The 24,622-nt window shown below is 60.5% G+C and carries 18 protein-coding genes; 8 read left to right on the plus strand and 10 right to left on the minus strand.

The window, feature by feature from the left end; all coding sequences use genetic code 11:
• The 4 genes from nuoL to LVD11_RS00355 all read left to right on the plus strand — a co-directional run bounded on the left by nuoL (nt 1) and on the right by LVD11_RS00355 (nt 5,496).
• On the plus strand, nt 1-1,836 hold the full coding sequence (nuoL, locus tag LVD11_RS00340) for an NADH-quinone oxidoreductase subunit L (RefSeq protein ID WP_237054800.1): 1,836 nt from the start codon (nt 1-3) through the stop codon (nt 1,834-1,836).
• Complete coding sequence (gene nuoM / locus LVD11_RS00345; RefSeq protein ID WP_237054802.1) at nt 1,833-3,407, plus strand: NADH-quinone oxidoreductase subunit M; 1,575 nt, start codon at nt 1,833-1,835, stop codon at nt 3,405-3,407. Before nuoL ends, nuoM begins: the two co-directional genes overlap by 4 nt.
• Nucleotides 3,404-4,933, plus strand: coding sequence for an NADH-quinone oxidoreductase subunit N (locus LVD11_RS00350; protein WP_237054804.1), 1,530 nt, complete (start codon nt 3,404-3,406; stop codon nt 4,931-4,933). Before nuoM ends, LVD11_RS00350 begins: the two co-directional genes overlap by 4 nt.
• A 104-nt stretch (nt 4,934-5,037) precedes the next feature.
• A complete protein-coding gene (locus LVD11_RS00355; RefSeq protein WP_237054806.1) occupies nt 5,038-5,496 on the plus strand; it encodes a hypothetical protein in 459 nt (152 codons plus the stop codon).
• Nucleotides 5,497-5,561: 65 nt separating this feature from the next.
• Here LVD11_RS00355 and LVD11_RS00360 read toward each other — a convergent pair whose 3' ends face one another.
• Entirely contained in the window at nt 5,562-8,039 is a 2,478-nt protein-coding gene (locus LVD11_RS00360) for a TonB-dependent receptor plug domain-containing protein (RefSeq protein WP_237054808.1), read from the minus strand.
• A gap of 369 nt (nt 8,040-8,408) precedes the next feature.
• Between LVD11_RS00360 and LVD11_RS00365 the strand changes: the two genes are divergently transcribed.
• The 4 genes from LVD11_RS00365 to nagX all read left to right on the plus strand — a co-directional run bounded on the left by LVD11_RS00365 (nt 8,409) and on the right by nagX (nt 14,380).
• Nucleotides 8,409-8,657, plus strand: coding sequence for a hypothetical protein (locus LVD11_RS00365; protein WP_237054810.1), 249 nt, complete (start codon nt 8,409-8,411; stop codon nt 8,655-8,657).
• A 5-nt stretch (nt 8,658-8,662) separates the two neighbouring features.
• Nucleotides 8,663-12,025 (plus strand): chitinase C-terminal domain-containing protein, encoded by a 3,363-nt coding sequence (locus LVD11_RS00370; protein ID WP_237054812.1) that lies wholly within the window; start codon nt 8,663-8,665, stop codon nt 12,023-12,025.
• A gap of 274 nt (nt 12,026-12,299) precedes the next feature.
• A complete protein-coding gene (locus tag LVD11_RS00375) occupies nt 12,300-13,202 on the plus strand; it encodes a glycoside hydrolase family 16 protein (protein WP_237054815.1) in 903 nt (300 codons plus the stop codon).
• Between the two features lie 80 nt (nt 13,203-13,282).
• Nucleotides 13,283-14,380, plus strand: a complete 1,098-nt coding sequence (gene nagX / locus LVD11_RS00380; protein WP_237054817.1) for a transmembrane glucosamine N-acetyltransferase NagX — start codon at nt 13,283-13,285, stop codon at nt 14,378-14,380.
• Between the two features lie 103 nt (nt 14,381-14,483).
• Here nagX and LVD11_RS00385 read toward each other — a convergent pair whose 3' ends face one another.
• From LVD11_RS00385 to LVD11_RS00425, 9 genes are all read right to left on the minus strand, one after another.
• Complete coding sequence (locus tag LVD11_RS00385; RefSeq protein WP_237054819.1) at nt 14,484-15,299, minus strand: MBL fold metallo-hydrolase; 816 nt, start codon at nt 15,297-15,299, stop codon at nt 14,484-14,486.
• Between the two features lie 206 nt (nt 15,300-15,505).
• Nucleotides 15,506-16,018: a protein disulfide oxidoreductase gene (locus LVD11_RS00390; RefSeq protein ID WP_237054821.1), complete on the minus strand. Its 513-nt coding sequence runs from the start codon at nt 16,016-16,018 to the stop codon at nt 15,506-15,508.
• Between the two features lie 34 nt (nt 16,019-16,052).
• Entirely contained in the window at nt 16,053-16,679 is a 627-nt protein-coding gene (locus LVD11_RS00395; protein ID WP_237054823.1) for a thioredoxin family protein, read from the minus strand.
• Complete coding sequence (locus LVD11_RS00400; protein WP_237054825.1) at nt 16,676-18,784, minus strand: protein-disulfide reductase DsbD family protein; 2,109 nt, start codon at nt 18,782-18,784, stop codon at nt 16,676-16,678. The genes LVD11_RS00395 and LVD11_RS00400 overlap by 4 nt, the downstream gene beginning before the upstream one ends.
• Nucleotides 18,785-18,836: 52 nt before the next feature.
• Nucleotides 18,837-19,649: a tRNA (N6-threonylcarbamoyladenosine(37)-N6)-methyltransferase TrmO gene (gene tsaA, locus LVD11_RS00405; RefSeq protein ID WP_439651257.1), complete on the minus strand. Its 813-nt coding sequence runs from the start codon at nt 19,647-19,649 to the stop codon at nt 18,837-18,839.
• The gene (locus LVD11_RS00410; RefSeq protein WP_237054829.1) at nt 19,649-21,112 is read right to left on the minus strand and encodes an NAD-dependent succinate-semialdehyde dehydrogenase; all 1,464 of its coding nucleotides are present in this window, start codon (nt 21,110-21,112) and stop codon (nt 19,649-19,651) included. The genes tsaA and LVD11_RS00410 overlap by 1 nt, the downstream gene beginning before the upstream one ends.
• 75 nt (nt 21,113-21,187) lie before the next feature.
• Complete coding sequence (gene der / locus LVD11_RS00415; RefSeq protein ID WP_237054831.1) at nt 21,188-22,582, minus strand: ribosome biogenesis GTPase Der; 1,395 nt, start codon at nt 22,580-22,582, stop codon at nt 21,188-21,190.
• A 131-nt stretch (nt 22,583-22,713) separates the two neighbouring features.
• A complete protein-coding gene (gene bamB, locus LVD11_RS00420; protein WP_237054833.1) occupies nt 22,714-23,877 on the minus strand; it encodes an outer membrane protein assembly factor BamB in 1,164 nt (387 codons plus the stop codon).
• Nucleotides 23,874-24,602 carry a YfgM family protein gene (locus LVD11_RS00425; protein ID WP_237054835.1) on the minus strand — a complete coding sequence of 243 codons (729 nt, stop codon included), beginning with the start codon at nt 24,600-24,602 and terminating at the stop codon, nt 23,874-23,876. The genes bamB and LVD11_RS00425 overlap by 4 nt, the downstream gene beginning before the upstream one ends.
• Nucleotides 24,603-24,622: the final 20 nt, after the last annotated feature.

A 24,622-nucleotide genomic window follows, 5' to 3' on the forward strand; every position in this document is an offset into this window, starting at 1 on the left:
ATGAAAGATGCCATCGGCCTGATCCCGCTGTTTCCCCTGCTGGGCTTCCTGGCACTGGCACTGGCTCCGCTGGTCTCCCGGCGGGAGATCCCGGGGGCACTCGTTGCCAGTATTGGCGTCGGCAGTGTGGCGATCGCCGCACTGCTGTCACTGGCGCTGCTGTTTGCGGTATTTATCGGTAACCCGGACGCGAGTGTGCAGGTGGCAGGCTGGAGCTGGATGGCCACCGGTGGGCTCTCACTGGGATTTAACTTCCATGTGGACTGGCTCACCCAGGTCATGCTGCTTGTGATTACCGGCGTGGGCTTCCTGATCCATCTTTACTCAGTGGGCTATATGCGCGGCGACGCCGGTTACCGGCGCTATTTCGCCTACCTGAACCTGTTTGTATGCGCCATGCTGCTGCTGGTATTGGCCGACAACCTGGTGTTGCTCTACCTCGGCTGGGAGGGCGTGGGCCTGTGCAGCTACCTGCTGATTGGCTTCTGGTACCGTAACCCGGAAAACGGTGCGGCAGCGCGCAAGGCATTTATCGTTACCCGCGTTGGTGATACGGCCATGGCGCTTGGTCTGTTCCTGCTGTTCCGGGAGTTTGTCACCCTGGATATCGCCAGCCTGAATGCTGCAGCCGCTGGCGCGGCCGATAATAATCTGCTGACGCTGGCGGCCCTGCTGTTACTCGGGGGCGCCGTGGGCAAGTCCGCACAATTGCCGCTGCAGACCTGGTTACCGGATGCCATGGCGGGCCCAACCCCGGTCAGTGCGCTGATCCATGCTGCCACCATGGTCACCGCCGGGGTTTACCTGGTTGCCCGTATGCACCCCCTGTTCGCGGTATCCGATACCGCTATGATGGCTGTGGGCTGGGTCGGCGCACTGACATTGCTGATTGCCGGCTTCAGCGCACTGGTCCAGACCGATATCAAGCGGGTGCTCGCTTATTCCACCATCAGCCAGATCGGCTATATGTTCCTCGCCCTCGGTGTGGGGGCCTGGTCCGGGGCTATCTTCCACCTGATGACACACGCCTTCTTCAAGGCCCTGCTATTCCTCGCCGCCGGCTCGGTGATTCTCAGCCTGCACCATGAACAGGATATTTCCGCCATGGGCGGACTGCGCCGGAAGATTCCGCTGACTTTTGCCTGCTTCGCTGTCGGCAGCGCCTGCCTCGCCGCACTGCCATTTACCTCCGGTTTCTACAGCAAGGACCAGATCCTCCTGCAGGCATGGGAGGCTTCCGGCGGTTTCAACCTGTTGTGGCTGGCGGGAACCATTGGGGCGCTGCTGACCGGTATCTACAGTTTCCGGCTGTTATTCCTGGTCTTCTTTGGCGACGAAGGCAGGGCCTCCGCCCATTGCGGGGATGCCAACACCCCCGTCATGAGTGTACCGCTGGTTGTACTGGCGCTGCTGGCGCTCGGCGGCGGCCTGCTGGCACCGCCACTGCAGGATATCTTCCCGGCAGCGGAAGGCGGGCATCCGTCGATATTCATTGAAGCCATCGCCATAGCCATGCCGCTACTGGGCATCATGGTGGCCTGGACTTTGTTCTCCCGCGGCCAGCGCGCACAGGAACCGATCACTCCGGTGGAGCGCTTCCTGTTCCGCGGCTGGGGATTCGACTGGCTTTACAACCGGTTGCTGGTCCAACCACTGGTATCCGTGGCGCGCATCAACCGCAATGACATCGTCGATGCCGCCTACCGCGGCTCCGCTGCCCTCAGCCGCCAGTTACACCTTCTTGCAAGCCAGACCCAGAATGGCCTGGTGCGCTGGTACATGGCTTCCCTGGTGGGCGGATCCATCCTGTTCCTCGCAATCCTGGTGGCGCTATGACTCTCGCAGCAATCATTGCGGTACTTTTTTTCGGTGGCATAGTGGCCTGGCTGGCGGAGCGATTCCGCCCAGGCGCCAGCCGCTGGCTGACACTGGCGAGCCTGGTTGTCGGCCTCGTGTTGCTGGTACAGCTGTGGGGCGGCGCGACACCCGGCACCGCTCACCAATGGTGGCACAGCCTAGAGGTGGCCTGGATCCCCAGGTTTGGGATCAGTTTTTTCCTGGCGGTGGACGGGCTGGGTTTCCTGATGCTGGCCCTGACCCTGCTGATGGGGCTGTTCGGACTGGTGATCACCTGGAGTGATATCCGCTTTCGCCGTGGCTTCTTTTATTTCAATTACCTGTGGACCCTGGCCGGCGTGGTCGGGGTCTTCACCGCACTGGACCTGTTCCTGTTCTTCTTTTTCTGGGAAGTCATGTTGATTCCCATGCTGATGCTGATCGCCGTGTGGGGACACGAAGAACGCATCTTCGCCGCAATCAAGTTCTTTATTTTTACCCAGGCAAGCAGCCTGTTGATGCTGATCGCGATTGTCGCACTCGTCTACATCCATTTTAACGCCAGTGGCCAGGTGACCTTCAATTACCAGGACCTCCTCGGTGCGCAGCTCCCATCGACCAGTGCCTGGTGGCTGATGCTCGGTTTCTTTATCGCTTTCGCGGTCAAGCTGCCCGCTGTCCCGCTGCATACATGGCTGCCGGATGCCCACACCCAGGCGCCCACCGCCGGCAGTATCCTGCTGGCCGCCATCCTGTTGAAAACGGGCGCCTACGGGTTGCTCCGCTTTACCCTGCCGCTGTTTCCCGAGGCTTCGGTCCAGTTCGCCCCCGTCGCCATGGCGATCGGTGCCATCAGCGTGGTTTACGGTGCGATACTGGCTTTCGCCCAGCGGGATATGAAACGCCTGGTGGCCTATTCCAGTGTGAGCCATATGGGGTTCGTGCTGCTGGGCCTCTATGCGTTGAATACCGTCGCCATCCAGGGGGCAGTCATGCAGATGGTGGCCCATGGCCTCAGCACTGCTGCCCTGTTTGCGATTGTGGGTGCGCTGCAACACCGCTTGCACACTCGCAACATGGAGCAGATGGGAGGCCTGTGGACCGAGCTGCCCCGACTGTCCGCCATTGCCCTCTTCTTCGCCGTGGCATCGCTGGGACTGCCGGGGCTGGGTAACTTCGTCGCCGAATTCCTGGTGCTGCTGGGCAGCTTCGGCGTGGACCACTGGACCACTGCTTTCGCGGCCCTGGGCATGGTCGGTGCCGCGCTCTATGCGCTGGCAATGATGCAGCGGGCCTTCTTCGGCGAGTCCCGCCGCACCACCTCGGCCGCAGACCAGAAGGCTCTTATTGACCTGAACCTGCGCGAGACACTGGCAATGCTGGTGCTGGCAGTTTTCCTGGTCTTCCTGGGGCTGCGGCCACAGCCGGTTTTCGACACTGCGGCACCGGCCATCGCCCGCTCCCTGGCCCCGGTCACCGCGAGGGAAGCTGCCGTCACGAACAGCAGCACCACCCGCCCGGCTACCGCCGCCAACTGGCCTGCTGCCAAGCACAAAGGTGAAACACCATGACCAGAGAGGAACTCTTCGCCATCCTGCCGCTGCTGGTGCTGACCGCAGGTATCGTCCTGCTGATGCTACAGGTGTCCTTTCGCCGGGGTCACCGCGCAGCACTGGTGACGACGGTGGCGATACTGGCAGCAACACTCTGGGCCTGCTTCTCGGTCGGTACCGCGCTGCCGGCCAGCGGTATCCTTGCCGTAACCAGCCTGTTCAGCATCGACCACACGGCACTTTTTTTCTGTGTACTGATGGTAATGGCGGCCCTGGCAGTGGCAATCCTGGCGTTCCATCACCTGGAGTCACGGGGTGCCAGCCACGCTGCGGGGAGCTTTCCGGAAGAATTTTACATCCTGCTGTTGCTGGTAATACTGGGCGCCTGCTGCCTGGTCTGCGCCAGTCACTTCGCCAGCCTGTTCCTGTCCCTGGAATTGATGGGACTGGCCCTGTACCCATTGCTGGGGTTTGCAGTCATCGGCGACGAATCGCCGCAACGGGACCAGCTGCTGTCGCTGGAATCGGCAATGAAATACCTGTTGCTGTCGGCGCTGTCCACTGCCCTCAGCCTGTTTGGCATCGCGCTGGTATTTGCCGCCAGCGGGGCGCTCGATTTCAGTGCCGCGGCCGCGGCACTGCGGGAAGCCGGCCCCAACGGAGGGATCCTTACCGGCGGACTGACCCTGCTACTCATCGGCGTAGCCTTCAAGTTGTCCCTGGTGCCCTTCCATATCTGGACCCCGGACGTTTACCAGGGGGCGCCCACACCGGTAACAGCCCTGATCGCGACGGTCAGCAAGGGCGCCGTCGTGGCACTGATCCTGAGGTTCTTCACCCAGGTCGACCTGTTTTCACTGCCTATCCTGTCCACCATGCTGGCAGTGATGGCCGCAGCAAGCATGCTGGTAGGCAACCTGCTGGCACTACAACAGGGTAATGTAAAGCGCCTGCTTGCCTACTCATCCATCGCCCACGTCGGTTACCTCATAGTGGCCTTCCTGATCGGTGCCAGCGCCTTTGGCCAGGAGGCCGTGATTTATTACCTGGTGGCATATGTACTCACTACGACCGGGGCCTTTGCCGTGGCCAGCCTGGTGGCCGACGCCGCACAGCCTTCGATCCCGGGTGGGCCCCAGCCAATCGGTAACGCAGGTGAAGACCCGTTCCAGGTAGAGTTCTACCGCGGACTGTTCTGGCGCTCGCCGGGGCTCGCCTGCTGCTTTGGCCTGATGCTACTGTCACTGGCCGGAATTCCCCTGACCATCGGCTTTATTGGAAAATTTTATGTGTTTGCGGCCGGTGTGCAGGGACAGATGTGGCTACTGTTAGCGACAGTAGTCATCGGCAGCGCGCTCGGTCTCTACTATTACCTGCGCCTGTTACTGGTCATGTTGCAGCGGGACGCTGAATCCCGGGATGTGCAGCCCGCGGCCATCCAGGTAGCAGTGTCGGGGCAACTGCTGGTGGTTAGCCTGACCGCGATCCTTCTTCTATTCGGCATTTTTCCCCAGCTCTTGATCAACTGGATAAATGCACTATAAAGGTACATGAGGAGAAAGGTTTAGGGGGCTAGTCGACTGGGAAAGTCAGATGCAGCCTATTGCCGTTAACCGATAACAATACCAAGATCTATAAAGGCGAGCCTATGAAAACATTCAAGCAGGCGTACGAAGTACTCAAGGACGCCGAGAAATTCCACCTCGACATGGCCGATCTCTACCGCAGTATGCTGGAGAAAGCCGAGGACAACCGCACCCAACTGCTGCTGAAGCATATGCTCGAACACGAGCAGCGCATGGCAAGAAACCTGGCCAATTACGGCGAAGTCGCCAAGCAAAAAGTAATGAAAACCTGGCTACAGTACACGCATGAGGAATCGGCAAGGGACTTTATCAAGAACCTCAACCTGAGCGACCCACCCGATATTCGCGAGATCAACAACCTCGGGCGTGAAGTGGACCGCTATTTTTCCGACCTGTATCAGGCTGTCTACGGGGCCATTGAGTCTGCGGAAGTCAAAGAGGTATTTGAGGACCTGAAGCAGATCCAGGACAAGGAACGCATCACATTATCTATGGCCACGAATTCACTCTGGGATATGTAATTTCCCTCAGCAACTGTAAAAAAACCCGCTGCGAACAGCGGGTTTTTTGTGCCTACCACCTGTGATCAGAATTCATAGCGGGTGCGAAGGTAGTAGAATCCGCCCTCAAATCCAAATGGCGAGAACTGACTGTACTGGTTACCGACACCACCTGCCGCCCCGGGGTTCTCCTCGGGATACTGGTCCAACAGGTTCTGCGCTCCCAGAATGACAGAAGCCTGGTCGGTAAATGCATAGGAAACCTCCGCATCCACCAGCACTTCGCCACTATAAACCTGCCCATCCTCCGAATCGAACCAGTCATCATAGGAACTGACTCGCCCAAGGAAACCCCAGCTGCCGACCGCGGTACTACTGGACAGGGTCCAGCGGCTCTCCGGCAGGCCCTCCTCCAGCTCCCGGATGCGAGTGGCATCGATCGTCTCCGGAGAGAACTTATCCACCTCTGTCTGGGTCTGGTTATACGCGAGGCTGATATCGGTGTTGTCGCCGATCATATCGGTGCTGTATGTCGCCACAATATCAACACCGGTGGTTGTGGTGTCGAAGTCATTGGTAAAAAAGCGGAAGTTCTGCAGGTTGGCGGCACTGGTCACACCGGAAGCCACCAGGCTATCCACTTCGGCCTCCGTCAGCGAATACAGCTGGGACGGTGCAATACGATCCTCAACTTCAATATTGAAATAGTCCACTGTGATATCGATCGCTCCAACGGTAAAGACCGCACCCAGGGTCCAGTTGGTAGACTTCTCCGGGTCCAGTGGCTCACCACCGCGCAACAACGCCACCGGGTTGGTGGAGGGGATAGTGCCGTTGTTCACCAGGTCATTCAGGGCCAGGTCAAACTCGGTGGAAACATTGAACGCGTTTGACTGCCCCGGGGTGGGGGCGCGGAAACCGGTGCTCCAGGAGCCGCGCAGGGCAAAGCTGTCCGTGATATCAACGTTGGTCGCCAGCTTCCCGTTAGTAGTGGTACCGAAATCCTCGAAGTCCTCGACCCGCAGGGCCAGGCCCAGCAACCAGCCCTCGGTAACATCTGCCTCCAGGTCCACATACGTCGCATAGTTGGAGCGACTCCACTGCCCGCCGGCCAGGGGGCCAAAGCCAGGGAACCCATTGGATGCGGCGCTGAATCCCTGCGATGCCAGCGGGCCGATTTCATAAGAAGCCTGGTCACCTGTGGTGATCTCAAATGTCTCATCGCGCCATTCGAAACCGGTGGCCACACTCAGCTCGGAGGCCAGCCCCACGTCGTAACCCTTGACGAAATCCACATTAAAGTTTTTTTCCAGCTGGGTGTAGGCACCCGGGTTGAATGCTGTCGGGGTCTGGGGCCCGAGAGAGGCATTCACCGTATTGTAGATAAAGAAATCCACATCATTGTAACCAAGGCCGGCACTAATATCGTACGCCCAGCCATTGGCCATCTCACCACGGACACCGGTGACACCGGCCAGATCGGTCACCTCGCCACCGAAGCGCGGGGTGAAGCCACCGGGGAAGATCTCCTGGAAGGAGAAGCACTCGGCACTGGCCAGCGCATCGGCATGGCTGAAGCCGGCACAGTTGTCCAGGCCATTGCTGGGATCCAGGTCACCGATCAACGGGTCAGCGCCATTGGCGAAGACCGCGCTGCGGGTCTCAGGGTTGCGGAAATAGAAGCCGCCATCGACAGTCTTGGTGCCGTAATTACCGAACGCGTAGAACTCCTTGCCACCACCCAGCTCGACTCCCATGTTGACCACGGTCTTCAGGTCATCGCTGATTTCCGGACGCCCCCAAACCTGTGCAGGATCAACCACCGCTGTATTGCCGGCGGCAATAAGCGCGGCAGCGTCATCACGCTGGACACTGCGATCAGTATCCTCCTGGGCACCGAACTCGAAACTCACATTGGCAAAGCCCTGGGAGGTAAATGGCATACCGTAATTGCCGGATACGGTGTACTGGCGGCCGTCGCCCTCATAGAACTGGCCAGCCTTGACCTCGACGCTACCCCCGTCGGGGGAGTCCTTGAGTTCAAAGTTGATCACACCGGCAATCGCATCGGAACCGTACTGGGCCGCCGCGCCATCCCTCAGTACTTCCACCTGCTGCAGCGCGATGGCCGGGATCTGTGAGATGTCCGGGCCCTGGGCGCCATCGGAAACACCGTTGCCCAGCCAGGCAATGACGGCCGCCCGGTGACGTCGTTTACCGTTTACCAGTACCAGGGTGTGGTCGGGAGCCAGTCCTCGCAGGTTGGCCGGGCGCACCAGGCTGGCGGCATCGCTGATGGGCTGGGTATTGACGTTGTAGGAAGGGACCACGTTGCGCAGGAGCGAGTTCAGGTCGGTATCACCCTGCTTCATGAAATCGTCGCCACTGATGATATCAATAGGGACCGCCGAGTCGGTCGCGGTGCGACCCTCAACACGCGTGCCGATGGTAATTACCTCCTCCATCACCCGTGTGTCCGTATCCTGGGCGAATACTGGGCTGCTGGCGGCGGCAATGGCTGCTGCCAGCAGAGTCGGTGTACTCAGGTTTGTGGTCTTATTCATAGGAGCTTCCGTAAGTTATTGTTGTGAACGATGCGCACGGGCGCATCGTGCCAGAGTCGACCGATAGCAAATGCAAAAAGCGTGACAATTTTTGCAATCCCGTTCTCCCGATACTTCCACTGAGAATGCTTTCCGCTCTCTGCTCCCATCGGCTTTATCCCGGTACAACTTTGTCAGTTGATCCCATTCCATAGGGACCAGATACATACCCGTCCGGTAATGCCTGTCTCTCTTAAACCTCCTGGTCCAACTATTGAAAATTCCGGGGCACAGCGGGCCGTTGGCGCCGTAGCCCGGTCTCGCGACCGGGCCAGGTTCCAGGATTGGCAACACCTGCCACGCGCCGACTTGGGGCACCGGACCAAACGCTTGGCTTGGGGTGCCTACGAATCGATCATTGTATTGACCAACCGCTCGTATCTGGCCCACCCCAATGTGACCCGTATCCCAAAAACCTCCATGAGGCGGCAGAATCCGCAACTGTTGCGCTTTTGTGACGGTTCACCGTTGCCAGCCGCAGTGCCGGTTGCTATTTTGACAGCGGTGTCATTTGGCGGCAGCGGCATCGACCGTTCGGTGATTCATTGGAAGATCGATAAAAATAAGACCTCAAGGTGAAAATCATGCACAAGCCAATCGCGCTCGGCGCCCTCACCGTCGCCTTGCTCGGGACGGGACAGGTCCATGCCCTGGACTGTACCAGCCTGCCCTACTGGAATACTGACACCGCCTATGTGGGCGGCGACCAGGTCCAGCACAACGCCAGTGCCTACGAGGCCAAGTGGTGGACCCGCAACCAGGATCCCGAGCTGTTTTCTGGCGAATACCAGGAGTGGTCCCTGCTCGGAACCTGTGACGGCACCTCAGATCCCCTGCCTGTAGGCTCAATAACCGCGCCGGCGACCGGTACTGTCTTCAGCGAAAATGACAGCGTTATCATTTCTGTGGCTACCAGCGATGACCAGCAGGCGGCCCAGGTAGACTTCTACGTGGATGGCAGCCTGGTGGCATCGGATACCAGCGCCCCCTATTCCACCACCTGGTCTGCGGTGGCTGGCTCCCCGGTTATCAGCGCCCGTATCCAGGACAAAAGCGGTCAGGAGGTTCTCACCGACGATGTTGTCATCACGGTCGAGAGCGGCCCCCAACCACCCTCGGTCAGCCTGAGTGAGCCTCTGGACGGCGGCAGCTATACCACCGGCGACAGCGTCACCATTGCCGCCTCGGCCTCAGACAGTGATGGTTCCATCAGCGCTGTGGAGTTCTTCATCGATGGCAACAGCATCGGCAGCGACACCAGCGCCCCGTTTGCTACCAGCTGGATCGCCACTGCCGGCAGCCACTCTATTATGGCTACCGCCACCGACAATGATGGCCAATCCAGCGACTCGGCACCGGTAACCATCAGCGCAGCCGATGTGGACAACAAGCCCAGCGTCACGCTGGACTCGCCCGCCGCGGGCAGTACCTTTGATGAAGGGGTGACGGTTAACCTGGCCGCTAGCGCCAGTGACACCGAGGGTGACGTTACCCGGGTGGAATTCTTTGTCGCCGGGCAGGAGGTGGGTGAGGACAGCAACGCTCCCTTCGCGGTGGACTGGACCGCGGTTGCCGGCAACTCCCCGGTCTATGCCCGGGCCTACGACAGTGCCGGCCAGTGGACCGACTCCGCTCCGGTCTCCATTACCGTCAATAGCGAGCCGGTGGCTTCCGGGCATCCCTGCCGTCCCGATGGGCTCTTCACCACCCCGGGCACCGCACCGGACTACTGTGATATCTACACCACCACCGGCCACGAAGCCATGGGGAGCGATCATCCACGCCGGATCATCGGTTACTTCACCAGCTGGCGTAACGGTGCGAACGGGCAGCCCAGCTACCTGGTGGACGATATTCCGTGGGACAAGATCACCCATATCAACTATGCGTTCGCCCACATTGATGACTCTAACCGGGTATCCGTCGGTAATACCTCCAGCCCGGACAACCCCGCCACCGGTATGACCTGGCCGGGCATCGATGGTGCGGAAATGGATCCGGAGTTTGCCTACCAGGGCCATTTCAACCTGCTCGGCAAGTTCAAGAAACAGTACCCGCAGGTAAAAACCCTGATCTCCGTCGGCGGCTGGGCGGAGACCGGTGGCTATTTCAACGAATTCGGCGATCGGGTGGACAACGGTGGTTTCTATACCATGACCACCAATGCGGACGGCACCATCAATCATGCCGGCATCGACACCTTTGCCAACTCGGCGGTGGAATTTATCCGCGAGTATGGCTTCGACGGCGTGGATATCGATTACGAGTATCCCACCTCCATGAACGACGCCGGCAACCCCCTGGATTTCGGTGTGGCCAACCCCCTGCGCGGATCACTGATGAAGTCCTACGTGGAGTTGATGCGTGTACTCAGGCAGAAGCTGGATATTGCCGGGGAACAGGACGACACCCACTACCTGCTCACAATCGCTTCGCCCTCGTCCGGCTACCTGCTGCGCGGTATGGAAACCATGCCGATCACCCAGTACCTGGACTACGTCAACATCATGACTTATGACCTGCACGGGGCCTGGAACGAGTACGTGGGCCACAATTCAGCGCTGTTCGATAACGGCAATGACCCGGAACTGGCTGCGGCCAGTGTTTACAGCACTTCGCAGTATGGCGGTATCGGCTACCTGAATATCGACTGGGCGGTGAAATACTTCCGCGGTTCCATGTCGCCGGGTCGGATCAATATCGGTATCCCCTACTACACCCGCGGCTGGCAGGGTGTCACCGGCGGCGACAGTGGCCTTGGTGGGACGGCGGCGCTGCCCGACCAGACACAATGCCCCGAGGGAACCGGTGGAGCCGCCGATTGCGGTGACGGCGCACTGGGCATAGACAACCTCTGGCACGACCTCGACGAGAACGGCAACGAGATGGGCGCCGGCTCCAACCCCATGTGGCATGCCAGGAACCTCGAGAACGGTATCGCCGGCAGCTACCTGGACGACTACGGCCTGGACCCCGCCACTAATCCGGCAGACGCGCTGATGGGCACCTATGTGCGCAATTATGACAGTGTGTCCGAGGCCCCCTGGCTGTGGAACGACACCAAGGATGTATTTCTCTCCACCGAGGACGAGGAATCCATGGCGGCCAAGGTGCAGTACGTGATCGACCAGGGTGTCGGCGGGATCATGTTCTGGGAGCTGGCCGGTGACTATGACTGGAATGCGGCCACTGGCGAGTACTATATGGGCGACACCCTCACCACGCTCGCCTACGACCGCTTTGCCAGTGCCGCGCCCTACCGGGAACTGCGCAGCGATCGTCCGCTGCCCGCGGAAGCACTGGATATCGCCATGGAAGTCACCGGCTTCAAGCTCGGTGACCAGAATTACCCCCTCAACCCGTCACTGGTTATCACCAATAACACTGGCGGAACCCTTCCCGGTGGCACCGTGATCGAATTCGATATGCCCACGGCGACCTCCAACGTCATCACCGACCAGAGTGGTGCCGGGCTGGAAGTGATTGAGGACGGCACCAATACCGGCGGCGGTAACGTGGGCGGGCTGGAAAACGAATTCCACCGTGTGCGTTTCTCGCTGCCCAGCTGGCAGAGCCTGGCCGATGGTGAGAGCTGGGAGCTCACCCTGAACTATTACCTGCCGGTATCCGGGCCCCAGGCGTACACCGCGACGGTCAACGGCACTACCTACGCACTGGCCTTCGAGTACCCGGACCTGCCGCTGGGCACTGTCAGTAGCGGTGGCAGTGACGGTAGTGGTGACGGCAGCAGTAACGGTGACAGCTGCGTAGACAGCGGCGTGGATACCAGCGGGCTGGTGACCTACCCGGACTGGCCGGATGGTGACCACGCCAATAGCAGTGACCGGATCATTCATAACGACAATGTTTACGAGGCAAACTGGTGGACCAATTCCGGACCCGGCACGGCGGATGGCAGCTGGACTTACCTCTGTAACTTGAACTGATTGACAAACGGCGGCTCGCCGCCCCAATAAAGAGCCGCGCGGCAAGTTCGGTCACAGGGGAGCCCGGCATATTGCGAACGCGAACTGTGACATAACTTCCCCAATGGCCCACTGATATTCTCTCTGTGGTTGTTGTATAGGACTTATCTCCTATCTTTGCCCCGGCCCGCCGGGGCTTTTTTCATCAGCTCCCTGTTACCGGTACAGGTCGACCGGGATGGCCCCGAAAATCCGAGAGAAAGCGATCAATAAAGCGGAAGGAAACAGAATAAAGATGAGACTGCGCTATCTTCCTCTAGTCACCCTGCTGGCAGCATGTGCTCCGGAGCATTCCTGGGAGCCCGGAATCCTTTTCGACGATTTCAGTTACGACACCGTCGGCAGCCTGCTCGAAAATGGCTGGCGTTTCCGTAGACAGCCCGGTCACCCGGGCGTAGATGGCGCCCATTGGTCCGGCGATGGAATCTCGTTCTTTGCCGATCCGGAAAACACGGAGAATACCCTGCTACGTATGACCTCCTACACCGATGGCACTGGCGAAAACACGAGGCACACCCAATTCTGCCACCAGCGTAAATATCGCGAGGGTACTTACGCTGCCAGGGTTTTCTTCCGTGATGAGCCAACCAGCGGCCCGGATGGAGACCAGATTATCGAGACCTTCTACACCATCAGCCCACTCGAAGCTCCCATGGACCCGGATTACAGTGAAATGGATTTCGAGTACCTGGCCAACGGTGGTTGGGGTGAGGAGGACCACGGCCTGTTCGCCACCAGCTGGGAGACCTTCAAGCTGAATCCCTTCACCAAGGACAATGAATACACCATAAAGCAGGGCAGTTTTGCCGGCTGGCACACGCTGGTATTGCAGGTGGCGGATGAGCGCGTGCGCTATTTCGTCGATGGGGAACAATTCGCAGAGCACAGCGGGCACGTGTACCCGGAAGAGCCCATGTCAGTCAACTTCAATCTCTGGTTCACCCAGGAGGGTCTGATCGATTCCAGTGAATGGCGGGTTTACCAGCAGGATGTGGATTGGGTCTACCATGTCACTGATCGGGCTCTGAGCCCTGCAGAAGTGGAGCAGGCAGTGGCAGAGCTGCGCACACAGCAGGTTGCCTATAAAGATACCGTACCACCGCGGACACCGGAGCTGGAATCCCCCTGCGGCCTATAAAGTTTCTAGCACACCCTTGAAGGATTCGCGGCCATGGGCCGCTCCTACAGAAGAATGAAGCAACTATTCAAGCAGTACCCATGACAACCAAAAAACAACGCCTCGCCTCGGTGGATGCCCTGCGGGGATTCGATATGTTCTGGATTATCGGTGGCGAGGCCCTGTTCCTGCCACTGCTGGCCATCACCGGCTGGTCGCTGTTCGCTTTCGGTGATGCCCAGATGCAGCACTCCCAGTGGCACGGCTTTACCTTTTATGACCTGGTCTTTCCCCTGTTTATCTTCCTGTCCGGCGTCACGTTAGGGTTGGCCGGGAAGTCCCTGCGGGGGCAACCGATGCACGAGCGCCGCCCGGTATATCGCAAGGCCTTCAAGCGACTGGTGGTACTGGTGGCCATGGGGATTATCTATAACCACGGCTGGGGCACCGGTATTCCCGCAGATCCGGGGGAAATCCGTTACGCCAGTGTGCTGGCCCGGATCGGCTTTGCCTGGTTTTTTGCCGCCATGATCGTCTGGCACTGTACTGCCCGGAACCAATACATTATGGCCACGGCCATACTGCTGGGTTACTGGCTGTTGCAGGCTCTCTTCGGCTCCATGACCCCGGAGGGTTCCATCAATGCACGGATCGACCAGTGTTGCCTGCCCGGGATTACTTACCAGAACCGCGCCTATGATCCCGAGGGCCTGCTATCGACAATCCCGGCCGTGGTCAATGCCCTCGGCGGTGTGTTCGCCGGGCAATGGCTGAAAACACACGCCGGCAATCACCGCCGGATACTGCAGGGGCTCATGGCTGGTGGCTTTGTATTACTTCTGGGTGGCAGTCTCTGGCACTGGGTGTACCCGGTAAACAAGGAACTCTGGACCGGCTCCTTCGTGCTCATCACCGTTGGCTGCAGCCTGTTACTGCTGGCAACCTTTTACCTGCTGGTGGATGTTATAGGATGGCACGCATTTACCGTCTTTTTTTCCGTAATTGGTATGAATGCCATCCTGGTCTACCTGGGCACCAGCCTGGTGAACTGGGGGTACACCAGCGAGGGCTTGTTTGGTGGTATTGCCAGAGTGCTGCCAGAGGCATGGGGAGCCCTGGTCATCGCCACTGGTGTGATCCTGCTGCAGTGGCTGGTCCTGCGGTGGCTCTACAAGCGGGCCATTTTTATCAGCCCGTAGGCAAAACCGACCGCACCGTTGGCGGTGCGGCTAGCGAATATCCAGGATTCAAAGCGATGGGCAGGCTCTGGAAATGGATCAGGCCTGTCCCGACTTGCAGTGATTAACGGTACTGTCCCAGGTCCACCTCAAGCGAAGAGGCTATCAGGTTGCGCTTGCTGAAATTGTAGCGACTGATAATTCCCACCAGGTCTTCCTTGCCCAGCAACTCGCGGGTAATGGCATCGAGCGTCAACCCTTTTGCCTGCAACTGCTGTGCATCCGCAGCCAGGTCAAGAAGGTATTGGTATTTTTCCCGCAATCGCTGCCTGCCGTTTTCCACCACACCGCGATGCGGGCAGAGAATCACATCGAATTCCCGCGCCAGAACATGGTGAATGCTGGCCAGCAAAGTAGGGATATGCTCGTCACTGCGCAACAATTTCAGGTAGTTCGCAATATAGAGGTCGGCACTGAAGAGCCAGCCACGCTCGGGCAACAGGTAACAGACCATGTCCCTGGCGTGACCCGGCGTATATAACGTTTCTGCCGTCTCACCATTGATAGAGATATTGTCCGGCAGCTCGCGGGCCTGTACCCGACCCGCCGCCCCCCAGAACAGCTTCTGGATTGGCGGGATACGGAAACCACGCTGCAGGATTTCCACCGTCGGCCCTGGTGCCAGCGGCTGCACGCCGGTAAGCTGCTGGATCGCGCCGGCATTGCCACTGTGGTCCTCATGGTGGTGGGTAAGCAGTAGCTGCTCCAGCGGCCGCTGGCGGATAAAGGGCCGTACATGGCGCCACTGGTTACTGGGGCCGGTATCGATCACGGTGCCGCCCAGCCGGTACACCACAAAGGTGGTATTCACCCCCAGGTTGAAACGCCCCACGCGAATGGCATCGAGATCGCAATAGCGGAAACTGTCTCTGACGGACACCGGGCACCCTTTCCTGCTTCTAAGTCTTTTTACCAGCCACTCCCAAATGACCTCAACAGGGCAAGTGAATTCGGAGCCAGGCCAGCGCGGCGACCTCCATTCTGGACGCCAATGCACATGCCCGGAAGTGCCGATCCCGCTAACCGCATTGACAATTCCTGGTGCGAGACGCGAAACGTTACATGACGTTCACAAGGTCCATTGCCCTAGTCAGTCATCGCCAGGCGCCACTGTAAGCCCCATTTGGTGGTAGTGCCGGATGTCACCCAGGCCACCTCGCCGCGGCTGTCGACAATCACGATGGTGGGTGTGACGCGCACCCCCCATGCGGCGCTGATTGCGCCAGAGGGATCATTGATGGTGGGAAACTGCAGGTCATTTTCCCGCAGGTAGTCGGAGACCGTTTCCGCGGAGCCAGACTGCAATGCCACGGTGATTACCCGGTGTTCACCGGCCAGGTCGGCGATGGCCGGCGACACGACACGGCAATAGCCGCACCAGGTGGCCCAGAAATACACCAGCACCGGGCCATCGGAGGCCATCTGCTGCAGGTCGAGCACCTGCCCGCCAATGGATTGCCCCACCAGGGGCGGCGCCTGCTCCCGGGGAATATCGCGCTGCTGGTAGAGACCGACTGCGGACACCGCAAGTACCGCCAGCAACGCAAATCCCGCCAGGCTGCGAAAGGCTGTAGCAATCCGGGTGAAAGCGCCCTTCACAAGCTGCACACCAAAATTATCAAAGCCGGGCCCTTCAGTACTTCACCGAGCAGCCGTAGGCGCGGGAAGAAGCAACCTCGATCCCCTCTCCCTTCATCGAGGCATCGAGTGCCGCAGCCACAAAATTCTTCGATTGCGGGATCACGGCCGGGTTTGCGGAGTCGTTGTCGTCAATGGCCCCGGCATAAACCACTTCGCCCTCGGGATTGATGATAAACATATGTGGTGTGGTCTTGGCGCCATAGGCACGGCCCATGCTGCCGTCACTGTCCAGCACGAAGGGGGCGGAGGCATTGAGGTTGTGGTTCTCTGCCACCTCCAGTGCCGCCGCGGGCTCCAGGTACCCCTGCTTTCCCCTGGCCGAGGAAATCACCGTAAGCCACTTGATATCCTCACTGGTGTACTTTTTCTGCAGGGCCTGCATATTGCCACTGCCATAGTGCTTGCGGACATAGGGGCAGTCCTTGTTGAACCACTCGATCACCAGCCATTCGCCTTTATAGTCCGCCAGGGAATGCTTGGCGCCACTGGCATCCACTTCGGAAAAATCCGGTGCTTTCTCGCCCGGTACGGCTACTGCCAGGGCCAATGCCGGGGCCGCCAGGAACATCGACAACAGTGCCTTGCCAAACGTCTTACCCCCAATGCGCTTACCGTTCATGGTGTGTCGTTCTCTTTGGTTTGGGTCAGTGATCCCCCGTTATTGAAGAGCGCCGTGATCATTCGCTCCTGCAGGATCTGTGGTAACAGCTCCGGCTCGCTGGCGCCGGGGGTATACCAGGCGTAGACCGGCACAGAATTGCGCCCCAGCTCACCCAGTGCCGCGGTGATTTCCGGATCGTGGTTGGTCCAGTCGGCGCGCACCAGCAGCACATCATTGGTGCGGAACAGCTCCATAACAGTTTCCGACTCCAGTACCAGCTTCTTGTTCACCTGGCAGGTAATACACCAGGCGGCGGTATAGTCGATAAACACCGGGCGGTTGTCGGCACGCGCCGCCTCGATGGCTGCACGATCATAGGGCTGCCATTCGCTCCCGGCGAGTTCCGGCGTGGCGTGCTGCGGGGCCCGCAGGGCCGCGAAGGCGACGATTGTGGCCACGGCAAATATTGCATAGCCGGCGAACCGTCCGGTGCCCGGGCCGAACAATGTGAAACGCCGCCCCAGCCACAGGGCAAAAACCACCGCCACCAGCAGCAGCGAGCCGATCAGCCAGCCGCTGTCACCCATTAGCCGTCCCAGGACCCAGAGCAGCCAGATCACCGTGAGGTAGAGCGGGAAAGCCAGGAACTGTCGCAACGTATCCATCCACGGGCCGGGTCCCGGCAGGCGCTTCAACAACGCAGGACTGGCACAGAGCAGCAGGAACGGTGCCGCCAGCCCGGCACCCAGGCCGAGGAAGATTGCCATGGCGGACACAGCTGGCAGCACCGACGCGGCGCCCAGCGCCGCTCCCATAAAGGGCCCGGTGCAGGGCGCAGCGACGAATACCGCCAGCACTCCGGTGGCAAAGGAGCCCCCACGGGTACTCCCGGCCAGGTCCATCAGCCGGTGACCAAATTCAAGCACGCCGCTGAATGACAGCGCCATCAGCCAGAACAGCAGGATCAGGCCCAGTACCACCGTCGGGGACTGCAACTGGAAGCCCCAGCCAATTGCGGCGCCTCCGGCGCGCAGTGCCAGCAGCAGGGCCCCCAGGGCGGCGAATGTCACCATCACGCCGGCACTGTACAGCAGTCCCTCGCGCAGCCGGTGGGGCGCACCGGCGCCGGCATTCACCAGCCCAAACAGCTTGATGGACAGCACCGGGAAAACACACGGCATCAGGTTCAGGATTACACCACCGGCAAATGCCGCCAGCACTAACAGCCACAGGGCCTGTGGCGGGGCCGCGGGCACCGGGGCCCCCACCGGCACACGGTTAAACTGCCAGGCGCGCTTACCGTCCGCGACCACGAAGCCGGTCGCCTCCGGCAGCGGGGCACCGGGAACCCGATCAAAACGGTAGTGCACCCGGTTGCCATCGGCCTCCACCTGAGGCGCCCGGGCGGCCAACAACCCACCGTCCAGGGGGAACACAGCCGGTGGCCGCGCCTCCCCGCCACGGGTATCGCGCAGTGTCAGCTGAAGCCCACCCGCGGGTAACTCGGCCAGTCGCTCCGCGCGCCAGGGGCTGAGGGCGGCGTTGGCGGGGACCCGGTCCAGGAACCGTTCGCGCAAGGCCAGATCCCGCTCGTCCCATTGCGCGTATTCCGCCACCGGCCGATCCAGGGTCATGGAACCGAAACCGGGAATGCAATCGATTTTGCACACCAGCCATTCGAGGTCCGCACGGAGATCCACACGCCCAGCGTCCGCGACGGGCGTCACTTCAAAGAGATAGGCTACATCGCCCGCATAGCCGAGGTTGGTGAGGTGTTCAATGGGGAGCCGGACCGGGAAGGGCCACTGGATCGGGCCGAGAGTCGCACGCTCGGAGCGGGTATCGAAGCGCGGTGCGGCGCCGGAGTCCCCGGCATTGCGCCAGTAGACATGCCACTCGGGGTCCACTTCAAAGTAGAAACCGATGGTAGTGGTCTCACCGGCGGCGAAGGTATCGGGCGCCAGCCAGCGCACGCGTACGTGATCGCCACTGGCGGTATCCTGGGCGAACGCGGGGGAAGCGATTGCTGACAGGGCAACCGATACAAGAATTATTGCGATACTGCGCAGGAATCGCACGGGCGACGCTCTCCCGATCGACGGACCGCTTAACGCGGATTTCATGGGTTTTACCTACGGCAACCCCATTGAAATGGATTGGCCCAAGAGCTGCAAGTCAGCTGTCGCCACCGGGCTCCAGGGCAAGCACTTCAATCTTCCCTTCCCCCGAGTAGCGCCAGCGCAGGTCAAAGCCACACAATTTCATTCCGTAGATGCGATCCGGTTCCGGTTTCTGGTAAGCCGGTTTGGGATCCTGCGCCAGCACCTGCCGAATCAGCAGTGGCAGGTCGGTACCCCAGCCATCGCGGTAATCACTGGCTACCTGGAGAACCTCCCGGGGAATATCCACCGTCACCGGAGCGGGGGCATCACCGGCAAAGGCGCTCTGTGCCTCTACCAGTGCATCGGCATAGGGAATGTAGGGCTTGATATCCAGTATCGGGGTACCGTCCACCAGGTCGGCACCGCCGACGATCAACTCCACTTTCGGCGAGGTACGCACTTCCAGCAGCCGCACCACCGACAGGCCGATATTATTCGGGCGAAACGGCGAGCGAGTGGCGAGTACACCGAGTTTTTTGTTGCCCCCCAGGCGCGGCGGGCGCACCTTGGCCGACCATTGCCCGGCGGCCTGGTGGAACTGGAATACCACCCAGATATGGGTGTTCTCCTCCAGCCCTGCCACGGCATCGGGAGTGTTTAAGGGCGGCAACAGCTCGATGGCCGCACGGCTGGCATCAGCCAGCAGGGGCTGGCGTGGCACACCGAATTTCTCGCCGAAACAGGAGTGGACAGTGGCGATGGGATTGAGCTGGATGGACGCGTCGATTGCGGTATTCCCTTGCAGTCGGCTACCGTCGGCTCCCCTGCCCCATCCGCACGGATTGAATCCACCCGCGGAACAGGGACAGGGGAATGCCTGGATGATTACTGGTCAATGCCGCCCATGCACAGGTACTTGATCTCGATATAGTCATCAATACCGTACTTGGAGCCCTCGCGGCCCATACCGGACTCCTTGACGCCACCGAAGGGGGCCATCTCGTTGGAGATAATCCCCTCATTGATGCCTACCATGCCGTATTCAAGCCCTTCACTGACACGCCAGATGCGGCCGATGTCGCGGGAGTAGAAGTAGGAGGCGAGGCCGAACTCGGTGTCGTTGGCGAGCCTGATTGCTTCTTCCTCGGTGGAGAACTTGAACAGGGGCGCCACCGGACCGAAGATCTCTTCCTTAAACAGCTCCATTTTATCGTTGGCGCCGGTAAGCACGGTGGGGGCGTAGAAGCAGGCGCCCATCTCACTGGGGCCGCCCTCGACAACTGCCTGGGCACCCTTCGCAGTGGCATCCTCCACCAGGGCCTGGACATCCTTGACCGCCTTGGGATTGATCATCGGGCCAACGTCCACGCCATCTTGCGTACCATCGCCCATTTTCAGGGCCTGCACGGCGGCGGCAAACTTTTCCGCGAAGGCATCGTAGACGCCTTCCTGCACAAATATCCGGTTGGCGCACACGCAGGTCTGGCCGGCGTTGCGGTATTTGCAGATGATGGCACCCTTGACCGCAGCATCCAGGTCGGCGTCGTCAAAGACGATAAAGGGCGCGTTGCCGCCGAGCTCCATGGACGTTTTCTTGATGGTCTCCGCGCACTGCGCCTGCAGTTTCTTGCCCACGGCGGTGGATCCGGTAAAGGTGAACTTACGCACCAGCGGATTGGATGTCATTTCCGCGCCGATTTCCCGCGAGCTCTTGCCCACAACCACATTGAATACGCCCGCCGGCACGCCGGCCTCTTCCGCCAACGCGGCCAGGGCCAGGGCAGACAGCGGTGTTTCCGACGCAGGCTTGGCCACAAACGGGCATCCGGCCGCCAGCGCCGGGGCCATCTTGCGGGCGATCATGGCACTGGGGAAATTCCATGGGGTAACGGAAGCGGTCACACCGACGGACTGCTTGATCACCACGATACGCTTGTCATTCGCGGGCGGGGCGATAACGTCGCCATAGATCCGCTTGGCCTCCTCCGAGAACCACTCCAGGTAATTGGCGCCGTAGATGATTTCAGTCCGGGCTTCGGCCAGTGGTTTACCCTGCTCGGTCGTAAGGATCAGGGCCAAGTCGTCAACGTTCTCGAGAATCAGGTCGTACCAGCGTCGCAGGACTTTTGCCCGCTCCTTGACGGTGGCATCGCGCCAGGATGGCCATGCATCACTCGCCGCCTCGATCGCACGACGTGTTTCCGCCGCACCGCAATCCGCGATACTGGCGACAACCTCGCCATTGGCCGGGTTGGTGACGTCGAGCGTCGAGCCGGAATCGGCATCGATCCACTCACCGCCCACGTAGGACTTCTTGCGTAACAGTGCGGGGTTTTTCAGCTCCAGCATGGCGTTCTCCTTTTCGATTGCCCTGTCCGTGAATACACCTGCGGCCGAGGGGCGTAAATTCAACCGCGTCGCGGCCTATTTTTTCTTCTTCACAAACTTCATCAGGCGCCGCTTTTTGGCTTTCTGTCGGTCGGACAGTTTGTTTTTCTTGCCGGCGTAGGGATTTTCGCCGGTGCGGAACTCGATCTTGACCGGCGTGCCGTGCAGCTCGAGCGCCTTGCGGAAAGTCTTCTCGAGGTAGCGCACGTAATGCGACGGCACGTGCTCGGTCTGATTACCGTGAACCACGATCACCGGCGGATTCATACCACCAGCGTGGGCATAGCGTAACTTGATCCGGTGGCCATGCACCAGCGGCGGTTGGTGCTCACTCACCGCCCACTGCAGGATCCTGGTCAGGTGGTTGGTGGACAGCTTGTCAGTGGCAGACTGGTAAGCGGCTTCAATGGATTCGTAAAGGTGACCCACCCCGGTGCCGTGCAGGGCGGAGATGAAGTGGATGTCGGCGAAATCCACAAAGCGCAGGCGCCGCTCCAGCTCCGTCTTCACGAAGTCCCGGTGGTCCGGGTCCAGCCCGTCCCACTTGTTAAGGGCCACCACCAGTGCCCGCCCGGCCTGGATCACGCTGCCCATCAGGTGCAGGTCCTGGTCCACCAGGCCCTCGCGGGCGTCCACTACCAGCACCACCACATTGGCGTCTTCCACTGCCTGCAGTGTCTTGACGATGGAGAACTTCTCCACCGATTCCCTGATGTTCTTGCGGCGGCGGATCCCCGCGGTATCGATCAGGGTGTAGGACTTGTCGTCACGCTCATAGTTGATATAAACGCTATCCCGCGTCGTGCCCGGTTGGTCGTACACCACCACACGGTCCTCACCCAGCAACCGATTGACCAGGGTGGACTTGCCCACGTTCGGACGCCCGACGATGGCAATCTTGATGCCCTTCGCCTCATCCTCCTCTTCCGGCCCCTGCGGCACAGGCAGGCCCTCCACCACCCGCTCCATCAGGCTGCGCACGCCACGTCCGTGCGTGGCCGTGGTGGGGAAGAGCTCGCCGATACCCAGTTCGTAGAACGGCGCCAGAGCGATATCCGGATTGACACCGTCGACCTTGTTGGCCACCAGCAACGTCGGCTTGGACCGGGTGCGGAGCTGCTCGGCAATCATCTCGTCTGCGGGCGTCAGGCCCGCACGGCAGTCGACCAGGAACAGCACAAAATCGGCCTCCTCAATGGCCTGCAGGGACTGCTCGGCCATTGCGGCATCGATGCCCTCTTCGTCACCACTGATGCCGCCGGTGTCGACCAGGATCATTTTCCTGCCTTCGAATTCGGCTTCACCGTATTTGCGGTCACGGGTAAGGCCGGCATAGTTCGCCACCAGCGCATCTCTGCTTTTGGTAAGGCGATTAAAAAGGGTGGATTTGCCCACGTTGGGGCGCCCGACCAGGGCGATTACTGGCAGCATACTGATTCCGGCTTCAGCCTGATATGAAAATGCAAACGCCCGCGGGTCGCGGGCGAAGATTGGTTCGCCTGCGCGCAGGCTCGTTAATGTTCTGAGCAAATGACCGGGCGCAAACCCGCTCCCTGCTGCCCCTAGCGGCGCTCCAGGCGCAGTGCCACCAGCTCGCCGCCATCGGAGAGGGCGAACAGCAGGTCGCCATCCACCACCAGCGGGATACGCACGGCATCGCCGTCGATCGCCTCACGCCCAATCAGCTCACCGGTACTGGGCTCCAGCACATGCAGGTAACCCTCCAGGTCACCCACCACTACGGTGTCGCCGAAATACGCGGGGCCGCTCAGTTCGCGCCGCAGCAGCTTGTCGTTACCCCATGCAATCTGCCCATTGCCCACATTGTAGGCGTAGACACTGCCGGAGGCATCGCTCAAGTATACATTGCCGGCCCCCACGTCAACGCTGTGGTAAGTAGAGGCGTCGCGCGCCCACAGGCCGCGGCCATCCTGGCGCGACAGGGCCACTACGCGGCCCTGGTAGCTGGCCGCAAACACCAGGTCGCCCCGCACCAGCGGCGAGCCATCGATATCCACCACACGGTCCAGCTCGGCGGAGCCCTGCGGGATTGCCACCCGTTGCTCCCAGCGTGGGATACCGTCACGGGCATCCAGGGCAATCATCTTGCCGTTGTCCAGGCCCGCATACACCAGGCCGCCGGAAATTACCGGGGCCGCAGTGCCCCGCAGGGTCAATACGGGCAGCGACGTAGTGTGCTGCCAGAGTTCATCACCACTGCCGGCATCCAGGCCGTAAAGCTTGCCGTCTACAGTCTGTAGCACCACAGAACCGGATCCGACCGCAGGGGCTGCCACCACTTCACCAGAGAGCTGGCGCTCCCATACGGTGGAGCCGTCGTTGAGGCTCAGGGCCACCACACGTCCCCGGTAATCGGAAACCACTGCCAGCCCCAGGCCCACGCCCACTCCACCGCTCAGCGGCACATCGAGGTCGGTCTCCCAGAGCCGGTCACCGGTTTCCCGGGTGAAGGCGCTCACCTCGCCATCACTGCTGGCGGCCACGATCCGGCCATCGCCAATGGCCGGCCTCAGCATGGCATAGCGCTTGACGTCGATATCACCGATATTACGCGACCATACTTCCCGCAGTTCCACTGTTTCATTGAATTCAGTGAGCTCGAGCGGGTCGGTGTCCTCTTGCTCTTCATTTGAGGCACAGGCGGCCAGTGCCGCAGCCAGTGCCACCGCGACTGCGCGGTTTAGTGCGCGGGAAAGGTGTCTCATTGCTCGTCACTCTCCTGTGCCGGCTGGGTTTCTGTCTCTTCCGGTACTGCCTCGCCAGTGCCTGACGTCTCTGAGGCGCCAATGCTTTCCGCCTTGAGGCGCAGCAACTGGGCGCTGCTCGCTTGTTCCGGCAGCAAACTGGCCAGTGCCTCCTCATAGGCGGCCTTCGCTGCCGGCTCGTCGCCCTGTTGCAACAGGATGTCACCACGGGTCTCGGCGTAAAGCGCGGCAAACGCCTCGGGCACCTTGCCTTCGACCAGTTTCATCGCTTCGTCCGGCTTGCCGCGTGCGGCCTTGACCGCCGCCAGGCGACGCTTGGCGACAAATTCGAGAGATGACTCAGATGTATTATCAAGCACCCACTGCAGCTGCTTTTCTGCCTCTTCCAGGTCATTTCCCTGGGCAGCAACAGCAGCCAGGTGCAGGGCCGCCTGGGACGCGTATACACGGCTGCCAAATTCGTCCTTCAGCTGCCGCCCGAGGCTCTTGGCCGTGGTCAGCTGCTTGTTATCCGGCTCGCCCTCGTTGGCCGTGGCAGCCTGTAAAAAGCCCTGATACAGGTTGGATGCTTCCTCGGCGGATGTGCGCTCGCTGGTCTGCCAGAACTGGTAACCGAAATACCCTGCCAGGGCCAGTACCACGCCGGTGACGACACCCTTGCCGTTCTCTGCCCACCAGCGTTTCAGCGATTCTATTTGTTCTTCTTCGGTAATATGGTCAGCCATGGGGTAACTCGTCTTTCCTG

Source organism: Microbulbifer sediminum, assembly GCF_021729035.1.
Classification (GTDB): Bacteria; Pseudomonadota; Gammaproteobacteria; order Pseudomonadales; family Cellvibrionaceae; genus Microbulbifer; species Microbulbifer sediminum.